This window comes from Zunongwangia sp. SCSIO 43204 (assembly GCF_019904275.1).
Lineage (GTDB): Bacteria > Bacteroidota > Bacteroidia > Flavobacteriales > Flavobacteriaceae > Zunongwangia > Zunongwangia mangrovi.
This window is the reverse complement of the sequence record NZ_CP063204.1, coordinates 4,009,446-4,020,897: the sequence shown is the minus strand read 5'-3', so window position 1 is coordinate 4,020,897 and position 11,452 is coordinate 4,009,446. Positions and strand designations below refer to the sequence as shown.

The following is an 11,452-nucleotide window of genomic DNA, read 5'->3' as shown; positions in this document are numbered from 1 at the left end:
CCTGTTTATTTTGCCAATTCAAAATCGGGATGTGGCGCAGTCTGGTAGCGTATACGTCTGGGGGGCGTAGGGTCGCAGGTTCAAATCCTGTCATCCCGACGAACTAAACACTAAATTTAGTTTAATTCGCTGGAAATCAATTATTTTCAGCGAATTTTCTTTTTAGGGATATCATCTAAAACCATACTATATCAAACAGTTTGGTGAATTATCCGGTGAATACCTTTTATATTATATTTCATTAACTTGTAGGAGTTTAAGGGCTGATTTGACTTTCGTCTTAACAAATTAAATGTATAACTTAAAGACGTTTATTATGTCCAATGTTTCAACTTTTGCAGTATCATTTTTTACCCGTAGATTAGTTAAGCAACGTGAAGAGCTTTCAATTTATGCTCGTATTACCGTAAGTAAGAAGAAAGCGGAACTCAGTTTACAGCGCAAAATTCCTGCTCAGAATTGGGATTCTACAAAGAGCAGATTAAGAGGGGCTACTCCTCAGATCAAGCAACTCAATAATTACCTGGATCAGGTATATTTTAAGTTTATGGATATCCATAAGCAGTTCCTGGAAAAGGATAAGGAAATAACAGCAAAGGCTATAAAGGCTTCTTATTTAGGGAAAGATGAAAATTACAAGAGATTAAGTGATATCATCAATTATCATAACGAGCATATGAAGTCAGTTCTGAAATGGGGAACTATTAAAAATTACAGGACGACCACCCGATATCTGGAAGAATTCATTCAGGTTAAATTTCATAAAGAGGACATTTTTCTTAAACACTTGAACTATGAATTCATTAGTGGATTCGAGCATTTTTTAAGAACTTATACCCCCAAAAAGAAGCAGAGAACTTGCACTAATAATGGTGTTATGAAACATATAGCACGGGTTAAAAAAATAATTAATCTTGCTGTTAAACTTGAATGGCTGCAAAAAGATCCCTTTAAAAATTTCAAATTAAAATTTAATAAAACTGATAGGCAATATTTGTCTGACAGGGAGTTGAAGTTAGTGGAGGAAACCATATTCAAAAGTGAATCCCTGGAGCGTGTTAAAGATATTTTTCTTTTTTCATGCTATTCTGGTTTATCATATATAGATTTAAAAAAATTAACCAAAGATCAAATATTAAAAGGGATCGATGATAAAAATTGGATTTTTACCAGAAGAGAGAAAACAAATGAAGTCGTAAAAGTTCCTTTGTTGAATAAAGCCGATCAAATTTTAAAAAAGTATGAAAATCATTGTTTTGATATTGAAGATCAAAAAGTTCTTCCGGTACTCTCCAATCAAAAAATGAATGATAGCATAAAAAAAGTGATGAAAGGGGCAGGAGTAAAAAAGCATATAAGCTTTCATTGTGCCAGGCATACTTTTGCAACTACGGTCACTTTAGCCAATGGTGTGCCGATTGAAACAGTTTCGAAGCTTCTAGGGCATACCAAACTATCCACTACTCAAATTTATGCTAGAGTGCTGGAAAACAAGCTAAGTAATGATATTGCGAATTTAGAAAAAGCTATGGCCAAGAAATCCAAAAAAAGTGATAGTTAGCGTGTTCTGGCAGAAGGGAATTGAATATCTAGGTGGCGGCATAATTTTCTCAAACGCATTCGCCAATTCATGCTAGCTAATGGCCAGCTAGCAGTCCCTTCTATATTTAAAATATTGTCATGAGAGTGCATCATTTTATCTTTACTAACTTTAAAATTACTGTCATACGTTAATAATAATAAAGGATTATCGAGCACTGAATTTTCCTTATCCAAATCAAAAATATTACGATCTTTTGGCCTATTGAAGCGCTTATATTTTTTTTTTAATTGATGGTACAATTCAATTAATGATACATCTTCAGTAATATAAAATAGATCATATATGTCCTTTTTAGCAGGACGGCTTGACGCACTCATTAATTTAAATAAGCCAATATCTTTTACAGATAATAGGCGAATACCGATTAAAATTTCAATAGGGTCGATGATTTTCATATTTTGTAGAAGATCAACTTTAATGATGGTCTCTCCTTTTTTGATGAAAAAGCGCAGAAATGTGAACTGATCATTTATGCCCGTTGGATCAATAAAATTAAAAGCATTTTCACCGTAGAAATTCTCAATTTCTAACTTGGCGTCTTTAAAACCCTTAAAACCTATAATTTCAGGACAGAATAAATCGATATCAATTGATTCTCTATGATTATATCTTAATGCTAAATTTGTGCCTCCTGCGAGTGCGAAATTCTTTAAGCTATTTAGAGCCTGTAATTCTTTGATCGTATTTAGCAGTGTTGAAGAGACTGCTTTTTTCATAAACTATATCTAAAGAAAGGTTTGATCTTATATCGTTTAGCCACCAATAGACATACCTCGTTGCTAATATGTTCTTTAGTGTTTCTTAGTATTGAAGTAATTTCATTTTTAGAATACAGCTTTTCAAGATTTTGAATATCTTTTTCAAAGCTATTTTTGGTAGTGGCAAATAAAGCACGTGGAATGATAATAGATCTATCTTTTTCAACGGATAATATATTGGCATCCATATCCCAAAATAAATGTTTGGGAAAACGTTTTGCTATGTTTACGTGTTTTTCCATTACACTTCAAAGATACTGAATTTAACGGATTTTTGGAAAATCAGTTATAAAACTATTTTCATTGATGTATTATTTAAAATGAATTAGATGTGGGAAGGTACAGCAAGAGGATAACACGCAGAGCGGTGTTATGTTATTCAATTGCTTGTTTTTTAATACTTTATGAATTAATTATAATATGTTTTTTACTAAATTTCCAGTAAAAGCTTTGGGAAGCCCTAAAAACAGGCAATTTTTTACAGTAAAAATTAGTAAAAAATGAAATTGTAGGTATCAACTGAACAATCCTCACCCTATTTCCCTTCACTATGTTGCTGTCAAAACGGTTCGTCAAAATAATCTTGAACACAAGCCAAAAGCAAACAAAAATACAGATAGATTGAAGCGAAAAATTTGCTTTTGCCTCACGTTCGCTTGAGCAGCATTCCAGTAAAGTTGACCGATCAATATTTCATAGTTATAAGCTTACTTTGAAATTTACAGCCTTACCATTTTGATCTCAAAAGAACAGGATTTAGCATTAGCGGGCGCATAAACCGGTCAGCTCCGCTTTCCTATTTATAGCCCTTTTCCTAATCCTAAATCCTGTAGAAATATCTATATCAAAAAGGTAATGTGACGGCTCTAAAAGAAGTAAATGAAACCAACCTAAAGTTTATTTCATTTGATCTTTGGTAGTGCTTCAATGGAACTAAAAAGGCAAATGCTCTGGATAAAAAAAGTAAATGGAATTAATAACGCTTTCCCTTAAACATCTCTTTTTTTTCGTTGCAACCATGGGGCGCAACCAAGATTGTGTCCACAGACACACATCTTGAATTAGGATCTATATCAGAATTTTCCGTTTGATAGGAACCCGTGTCCCCATCATTGGAAATCCTCGTTTCGCCCTCCCTTTTTTTAGCTTTTCAAAGCTTAAAGAATAGAACATTATTTTAATTCAATAATCAGATCCAGGCAATTTCCACCTTTTCCCAATCCGAAGTCGTACCATCTGTTTTTATGATAAGAGACATGGAAAGAGGCCTGTGTTTCTGACCGCAGGGGACTCAGAAACCAGGCTTCTTTCACCGTTGTTTTGCTGGGATAATGACCTAATTTAGCGAGTACGTGTACGATGTCTAAATTACGGGCATCTTCACAGCATATTTTCTTTATTTTCATAAGCGTTCTATTTTCTGGATTTTTTTGATGAATTGATGAGAACCCCTCTTAAGCCCTTGTAGACATTGAGCTGAAGCTGTCATCAAAAATTCATCAATTCATCATTTTTATTTTCAATAGCAGGCTTTTATTCATCACTTTTATTTTTGATGAACATTTGATGAACATTTGATGAATAAATGATGAGCTACTAAACCCCTATAAATACAGGGCTTAATCTTCAGCGTTCATCAATTCATCAAAATTTTCGGTCAGAAACGACCTTGAAATGTTAAAATAGCGGCCTTTCGCTTCCCGCTACTCAATCGATCCATCGTCATTAGTAAAATGGTGCCAAGTTCTTTTTATACCCGGTTTCGATAATTAAGAAATGCTAATACTTTTAGTAGAAATAAAAGTTTTAAGAGATTTGACTTTATGGTAACAAGAATTTCACAGCCCTAGATGCTGTATTTTTGGACATAGAGTTTGAGATGAAAGTTTATTTTTTTATTGGAAAGGGTGATGAGCGAAAATTTTAAAAAGATTGTTTATCTTTGAGATTATGAGCACAGCGACAAAAACCAGTCATATCGGCAGAAAGATCAGCCGAATCAGAGAACTTCGAGGAATGAAGCAGGAAGCCCTTGCCGCAGAATTAGGAATTAGTCAGCAGAGTGTTTCTAGCTTAGAACAAAGTGAGCAAATTGATGATGAAAAGCTGGAGAAAGTGGCTAAGGTGCTAGGGGTAAGTAAGGAAGCTATTGAGAATTTTAGTGAAGAAAATTTGATATATAATATTCAGAATAATTACGAAGGCTCTAATAAAGGAGCTTCGTCTGTAAGTGTTTCTAATTTGAATTGTACGTTTAACCCTTTAGATAGACTGGTTCAAGCTTATGAAGAAAAAGAAAAACTTTACGAAAGGTTACTGCAAGCCGAAAAAGAGAAAGTGGCTTATTTAGAAAAATTATTAAAAAAGCTGTGATAACAAAAAACATAAAAGAGTACTTAAAAGTGTCGATATTCGGAAAATGAACCGGATAAAAGTGTATTTTTATGATGATATAACGAGTTAGGTGCAAGCAGGACAAAAACCGTCAAAAATGGGACACATAAGAGAATACTATGAAAGTATCGTAAAGCTACAAGAATCGGAATGGGAATTTATAGCTTCACATTTTGACAGAAAGGTGTTTGCCAAAAACCAAATCATCACACGGCAGGGCGAAACGGAAAATTACCTTTCATTCGTTGAAACGGGCATCGTTCGGTTTTACATTCCCGATGATGAAAACGAACTGACTTTTAATTTCAGTTTCGACAAAGAATTTACCTGTGCTTACGACTCTTTTCTCACGCAAACACCGTCCGAATACGAATTACAGGCATTGACGGAAACCGTTGTTTGGCAAATTTCCTTTGACGATTTGCAAAAAGTGTATGCCCAGACCAAAGTTGGGAATTATTTAGGACGCTTCGCTTCCGAAAAATTGTTTTTGGCTAAAAGCAAACGTGAACTGTCCTTGCTTAAATACAATGCGAAAGAGCGTTATTTAAGACTGTTCAGCGAACAGCCCGACATTTTAAAATTCATTCCGCTAAAATACGTGGCTTCCTACATCGGAATAACGCCACAGGGCTTGAGCCGTATTCGCAGACAGATTACTTAACATAGGTTCATTGCCAACCTTGTTCATTCTTTGGAACTTTGCGATAAAAAGCAAAGGAATGAAACGACCTATTTTAGCATACGGACACAGCATTTTAAAACAAAAGTGCAACGACATCGAAAAGAATTATCCCGAGTTGGACAAGCTAATAGCCGATATGTGGGAAACAATGAAAAACGCCAATGGTTGCGGATTGGCTTCGCCACAAATCGGACTTCCGATAAGACTTTTTGTAGTGGACAGTAAAACAACTTTTGAAAATCTTGACGAAGCGGACAGGGAAATCTATTTTGACAAAGACGACAAAGGAATAATGGAAACTTTTATCAACGCAAAAATCATTGAACGTTCCGCAGAGCTTTGGGAAGACGAAGAAGGCTGTTTAAGTATCCCAAATTTATCGCAAAAAGTAAAAAGACCTTGGACGATTAGTATAGAATATTACAACAAAGATTTTGACTTTCAAACAAAGACATTTAGCGGAACGACCGCAAGAATGATACAGCACGAATACGACCACACAGAAGGAATTTTGTATCTTGACTATCTAAAACCATTGACCAGAAGGCTGATGGAATCCAAACTTAAAAAGATTGCAAAAGGACAGATAAAGACGAAATATCCAATAAAATTCGTGTAAAAATGCCAGCACCTAACAATGTGTATAAGCAATAGCGGGGAAAGTGCCAAAACTAAAGTTTTTGCCTTTTAGCTATCTTTGTGCTAAACTGAACAGTAAGCGTACAAAACCCGCTACTGCTCATACACTTGACCGTTGTGAAGCATTGCTTTGAAAATCGAGTAAAGAAGAAAAATGAACCTGACTGAACATTATAATGAACTTTATGAAAGTTCAATCAGAATGATCGAAAATGAAGATTACAAGACTGATTTATTGATTGATTCTCCAAATGATAGAAGATTTGGAATAACTTTATTGATAAGGCCTCCCGAAAATATCAAAAATAGAATTCAGGTTTTTTTAAAAGACTTACAACAAGTTGATTCTTCTCAATATTATTATCCAAGTTCAGATATTCATATTACAGTTATGTCAATTATTTCGTGTTATGAAGGTTTCCAATTAGACCAAATTTTAATTCCTAATTACATCGATTTGATTAAAGAAAGCTTGAGTGGAATTGACAGATTCGAAATAAAATACAAAGGAATTACAGCTTCCGATTCCGGAATAATGATTCAAGGTTTTCCAGAAAATGAAATTTTAAATAAACTGAGAAATAATCTTAGAATAAAATTCAAAAATTCCGACCTGGAACAATCCATAGACAAAAGATATTCAATCCAAACAGCACATTCGACAGCTGTGAGATTTAGAAGAAAACTTCAAAATAAAAATGAATTTTTAAAAATTATAGAAAGCTATAAAAATGCTGATTTTGGAAGTTTTGAAATAAAAGAATTAGAATTGGTTTTTAATGATTGGTATCAAAGAGAAAGGAATTCAAAATTACTAGAAAAATTTAGAATATAGCAACGCAGCACAACAGCGGTTCATCGCAAATATGCGGTATTCAACAAAATTCAATATTTTTACTTTTAAAAAGGCTTACCGTTCATTGCGCCGCCGGAACAAACTGCGTAATTCCTCCCACTCCACATCGGGGACAACTATACTCTCCAGACGGCCGTCCTTAAGTTCACGGCTGATCAGCTGGGCATCGATACGATCGGTCTTGGTATACTTTTCCTTTCCCTTTCGGTGAATGTCTGCCGGATTCACCACAAGTGATTTCCAGCCATAGCCTTCAAAACCGCGATGGGCAGAATAACCACAACAGCCGGCCTCGTAGGCGGTACTTACCTCGTAACCCGGAAAACGTTTCTGAACATAGTCATATAGCTTCTCAGCTACAGGAGGCATCGTAAAAGATTTACCGGAAAATAGATCGGTACTACAATCTATTTTCCAGCTACGCTTGTGAATATCAATCCCTATGAATAACTTTGGTTGGACAGTAATTTGAGTTTCCATACCCGCCTGCCGGACGGGCAGGTCTTTAATGTTTTGGTGAATCTTAAAGATACTCGATTACTGCTTTTTCATCGATGCTAACAAAAATAAGGGTTAAGAGACTTCGCCCAAAAGTAAGTTTCAAAAATTTCACAACGATTAAAACGGATAAGTAAGCGCAAAATTTCCCTTACTTTATGTTATACAAGACCGTCAGACTGTCTCAAAACCTCTAATTTTGTGTTGAGTATTCGGGTAGCTACCTGAGAAATTTTTTATATACTCGATTCTCAGGAGGTGTTTTTGAGTTTTGAGACAGACTGCTCTTATGAACAATTAATTAGACTCTAGTTTAGCAAAACCAACTGTCTTACGATAAATATCAGGTGATACTCCTACCTTCTTTTTAAAAAAACGACTGAAATAGAATTCATCGTCATAACCTAAAAAAGCAGCAACTTGTTTCACTGGTTTAGAAGTTAGATAAAGTTCTCGTTTCGCCTCAATAATGATCCTATTTGAAATTAAGGATGAAGTCGTTTGATTGAGATATTTCTTGACGATACCTGCTAAAGTTTTAGGACTTACACATAGTTCATCTGCATATTCTTGGGGAGAATGGAATTTGCAATAATTACTATCAATTGCATCGACTAAATTTTGTAAAATTTCTGTTTTTGAGTCTGACAATCTGGGAGTTAATTGTTGATCAAATTGTTTCTTATGTCTGACCGCTTCGATTAAAAACACTTTTAAATATGCCACAAGAACTTCATGCTGAGCGATTGAGTCTTTGTTCATCTCTTTCGAAATTTGATCAATCAAATTAAGAAATAGGCTTTGCTCGTTTACAGTAAAATAGGGTAAACCATGGAAATTATTAAAAAGGAATCCCTCGGTCTCTATTTCGTTTTGATGTCTATATGTACAAAAAAAATCGGGATGAAAATTCAGTAAATAACCCTGACACTTTTCTTCAGAACGTATCATAAAAGGTTGATACGGAGCCAAACAAATCATTTGATTTCCTTGCAATTCAAAACTTTGAAAATCAACGCTTAGTTCATAGCTAATTCCACATAACAAAACGATAGAATAATAATTTCTTCTTTGTAAATGATCAAACTGGCTTAGGTCGTTGAACTCTTCTAATCTAAACGCAAGTTCCCCGTTTTGTTTGTCTATGATTATTTGGGCCATACTAAATTTATTTTTTAGCTCATTCAAATTTAAAAAAAAGGAGTACCAAAAGCACTCCTTTCTTAAATCAAATATTTATTTTGAAGCTAGAATGTTAATTTTTTGAATTGCTGAAGCATCAAAGCCTTCCAAAATTACAGGCGCATTTTCCATCAACGCTGCTGCTACTTTCCCTGTCAAATGGGCATCTCTGCCAGCGTCATCTGCAAACGTATCGAAAATGGCATAGGTTTCTTCATTGATTTTAAAAGCATACCATGATAAAGTTGCAGGCTCAGAACTTACCAATGACTTGCCCGCTTGTAAGAAATCCTCCACTGCAGATGTCTTTCCTTCTTTGGCTTTCATAATCACCAACAGTCCCTTATTCTGATTACCCACTTTATGATTACTTGCTTGAACATCAACGGTCTTAATATCTTTGCTAGGATCAAAACCTTCTAAAAGATCTCCAGCATTGGCCAATAAGGCTTTTGCCACTTCTCCATTTAAGTGTGCCTGTCTGCCCTCTTCAGCTTCAAATGTGTCATAAATTCCGAAAGTTTGTTCATCTATTTGAAATGCAAACCAAGATTCAGTTTTTGGTTCTGCATTTACCAATGATAAACCACCTAGAAGAAACTCTTTCACTTCTTGCTCCTTACCTTCTTTCGCTTTCATGATTACTAATAATCCAATGTTTTCATTTTTTGTGTTGTCCATAATATTACTTTTTTTAGATTGAGAAAATGTTTGAATTGTTATCCCTAGAAGTAGAACTAAGCTACTTAATTTGATTAAACTTTTAAATTTCATTTTGACTTATTTTTGTTACACTACAAATGTAGAACTAAATAAGAGGCCTTGGAATGGAGATAAGAGACTTAAGCATGGACAATTTTCCAGTGACAATGAAGAATGTAAAAAAACTCATAATCGAGTAGACGGCTCCGCCCCAAAATTGGAGCGGAGTTCGCCTCTCACACCACCGTACATACGGGTCTCGTATACGGCGGTTTGTAACCCATCTTTCTAATCGCTCCTTACACCGATTAAAACGACTCCTTACTTTATTATTAGGCTACAAATTTTCTAGGGAATCGATCACGCAATAATGAAAATCAATGCTCCTAATCTAATTTCAGGAAGGGTCACATTCAGTCCTTCCCTAATTGTGAGACTTCTGTGCTTTGCACAGCTCTTTATAGGTACTATGACCTCGGCTGACTTCTCTGTTCTGCTACACGTAGCTACAGAGATCTCCCTTGGTAAGGTAAATACCCTTCAATCTAAGCCCACAGAATCTACATAGGTGCTCCTTTTAAAGTTTAGGGCTTTGTAATGATGTGCTCACTTACCCAAGCAACTATGCCTCATATCCTGTTCCTGTTCGTCGATTCAGATTTTTGTAGTCTTGCTTACTTTGTAAGCTTCCCTAAAAAGCGAACTGTTTAAAAGTATAATATTTGATACCAAATTAAAGTATGATCAGTTTCAATTTTATATATTTAGCAGTATTAAAGACGTATAAGATTTGCAGTCTTTATGCTCATTTACAATATGTGAATTATATGGTGTAGGAAATAAGGTTTTCTGATAGACCCTTATAAATACTGGTGCTTTGAGAGAACTTATATTCCTGTCATCCCGACTTTTAAAATTATCCGAAAAGGGAATGATCTTATTCATTCCCTTTTTTGTTTTGTAGTTTATAATTAGAATTATAGAAAAGCGCAATCCTGTTGAATAGAATTTATCGGTATTTTCAATAAATTTATATAAGTGTTTTTTAGTCTTTACAAAAAAGGCTAATTCAAAAAATCCAAAAAATAATGACCTGTATTTTTAAAAAATCAGTTAGAGCAATTTCAATATTATTGTTAGTTGTACTGGTAAGTTGTTCTGAACAAAAGAAAAATAACATTGTTTTGCAAGATCCGCTTATTGATGGCGATTTTGCAGATCCATCGATCGTAAAATACGATGGTAAGTATTACATCTACGCCACGATAGATCCCTGGGGAGCAGAAGAACTTGGAGTTTTAGAATCAGATGATTTTGTGAATTGGGAGCAAAAACATATTAACTGGCCAACTAAAGAACTTTGTACCAGTGAAACTTCTAATTCAAGTAAAGTTTGGGCACCTTCCGTAATTCAGGGGAAAGATGGTAATTTTTATATGTATGTGTCTGTAGGGAGTGAAGTTTGGGCTGGTGTGAGCGATCATCCATTAGGTCCCTGGAAAAATGCTAAAAGCGATAATTCGCCACTTATTCAAGGCAATATGTTTCCTGAATATCACATGATCGATGCTGAAGTTTTTATAGACGATGATAAACAGGTGTATTTATATTGGGGATCTGGACTAAATTGGGTAAACGGGCATTGTTTTGTGGTTCCATTGAAAGACGATATGATTTCTTTCGATGAGGCTGAAATAAAAGATATTACCCCACCAAATTATTTTGAAGCACCGTTTATGGTAAAAAAAGACGGAACTTATTTTTTAATGTATTCTGACGGAAAATGCACTACAGAAACCTATAAAGTGAGATACGCTAAGGCCAATAATCCATTTGGACCATTTTCTGAAGGTGAAAATAGTCCGGTTTTAACGACTTCTGAAGATAAATCAACATTAGGGCCAGGCCATCATAGCGTATTTACTGAAGGCGGTCAGGATTATATTTTTTACCATCGCATCACCGATAATAGTGATCAATTGTATAGAGAGTTAGCTATTGATAGTCTTAATTTTTCGGGAGATGAAATTGAGGTAGTAAGACCAGCTAAAACGATGATGAATTTAGAGAATTCTAAAAAATAACTCCATTTTTGTGGAATTTCGATTTTTAAAAAAGGACCGAATTCTATAGAA

Annotated in this window: 12 protein-coding genes and 1 tRNA gene; 7 read left to right on the top strand and 6 right to left on the bottom strand. The window is 34.7% G+C overall.

What is annotated here, in order from left to right; all coding sequences use genetic code 11:
* Positions 1–25: 25 nt before the first annotated feature.
* Positions 26–99 (top strand) — tRNA-Pro (locus INR75_RS17785).
* 193 nt (positions 100–292) lie between these two features.
* Positions 293–1,561, top strand: a complete 1,269-nt coding sequence (locus INR75_RS17780) for a site-specific integrase (protein ID WP_255584585.1) — start codon at positions 293–295, stop codon at positions 1,559–1,561.
* Here the strand turns inward: INR75_RS17780 and INR75_RS17775 are convergent.
* From INR75_RS17775 to INR75_RS17765, 3 genes are all read right to left on the bottom strand, one after another.
* Positions 1,558–2,319 (bottom strand): nucleotidyl transferase AbiEii/AbiGii toxin family protein, encoded by a 762-nt coding sequence (locus tag INR75_RS17775; protein ID WP_223089867.1) that lies wholly within the window; start codon positions 2,317–2,319, stop codon positions 1,558–1,560. The genes INR75_RS17780 and INR75_RS17775 overlap by 4 nt on opposite strands.
* A complete protein-coding gene (locus INR75_RS17770; protein ID WP_223089866.1) occupies positions 2,316–2,603 on the bottom strand; it encodes a hypothetical protein in 288 nt (95 codons plus the stop codon). The genes INR75_RS17775 and INR75_RS17770 overlap by 4 nt, the downstream gene beginning before the upstream one ends.
* A gap of 930 nt (positions 2,604–3,533) precedes the next feature.
* The gene (locus INR75_RS17765) at positions 3,534–3,767 is read right to left on the bottom strand and encodes a CHC2 zinc finger domain-containing protein (RefSeq protein ID WP_223089865.1); all 234 of its coding nucleotides are present in this window, start codon (positions 3,765–3,767) and stop codon (positions 3,534–3,536) included.
* Positions 3,768–4,311: 544 nt separating this feature from the next.
* Here INR75_RS17765 and INR75_RS17760 point away from each other — a divergent pair.
* The 4 genes from INR75_RS17760 to INR75_RS17745 all read left to right on the top strand — a co-directional run bounded on the left by INR75_RS17760 (position 4,312) and on the right by INR75_RS17745 (position 6,914).
* On the top strand, positions 4,312–4,734 hold the full coding sequence (locus INR75_RS17760; protein ID WP_223089864.1) for a helix-turn-helix domain-containing protein: 423 nt from the start codon (positions 4,312–4,314) through the stop codon (positions 4,732–4,734).
* A gap of 118 nt (positions 4,735–4,852) precedes the next feature.
* Positions 4,853–5,419 carry a Crp/Fnr family transcriptional regulator gene (locus INR75_RS17755; protein WP_223089863.1) on the top strand — a complete coding sequence of 189 codons (567 nt, stop codon included), beginning with the start codon at positions 4,853–4,855 and terminating at the stop codon, positions 5,417–5,419.
* A 58-nt stretch (positions 5,420–5,477) separates the two neighbouring features.
* A complete protein-coding gene (gene def, locus INR75_RS17750; RefSeq protein WP_073582486.1) occupies positions 5,478–6,059 on the top strand; it encodes a peptide deformylase in 582 nt (193 codons plus the stop codon).
* Between the two features lie 174 nt (positions 6,060–6,233).
* Complete coding sequence (locus INR75_RS17745; RefSeq protein WP_223089862.1) at positions 6,234–6,914, top strand: 2'-5' RNA ligase family protein; 681 nt, start codon at positions 6,234–6,236, stop codon at positions 6,912–6,914.
* A gap of 75 nt (positions 6,915–6,989) precedes the next feature.
* Here the strand turns inward: INR75_RS17745 and INR75_RS17740 are convergent, their stop codons facing one another.
* From INR75_RS17740 to INR75_RS20530, 3 genes are all read right to left on the bottom strand, one after another.
* Positions 6,990–7,415 carry a transposase gene (locus INR75_RS17740; RefSeq protein WP_255584584.1) on the bottom strand — a complete coding sequence of 142 codons (426 nt, stop codon included), beginning with the start codon at positions 7,413–7,415 and terminating at the stop codon, positions 6,990–6,992.
* Between the two features lie 315 nt (positions 7,416–7,730).
* Positions 7,731–8,594: a helix-turn-helix domain-containing protein gene (locus INR75_RS17735; RefSeq protein ID WP_223089861.1), complete on the bottom strand. Its 864-nt coding sequence runs from the start codon at positions 8,592–8,594 to the stop codon at positions 7,731–7,733.
* 75 nt (positions 8,595–8,669) lie between these two features.
* The gene (locus tag INR75_RS20530) at positions 8,670–9,389 is read right to left on the bottom strand and encodes a putative quinol monooxygenase (RefSeq protein WP_255584583.1); all 720 of its coding nucleotides are present in this window, start codon (positions 9,387–9,389) and stop codon (positions 8,670–8,672) included.
* Positions 9,390–10,405: 1,016 nt separating this feature from the next.
* On the opposite strand from INR75_RS20530, the gene INR75_RS17720 reads away from it, so the two are divergent.
* Positions 10,406–11,401, top strand: a complete 996-nt coding sequence (locus tag INR75_RS17720) for a family 43 glycosylhydrolase (protein WP_223089860.1) — start codon at positions 10,406–10,408, stop codon at positions 11,399–11,401.
* Positions 11,402–11,452: the final 51 nt, after the last annotated feature.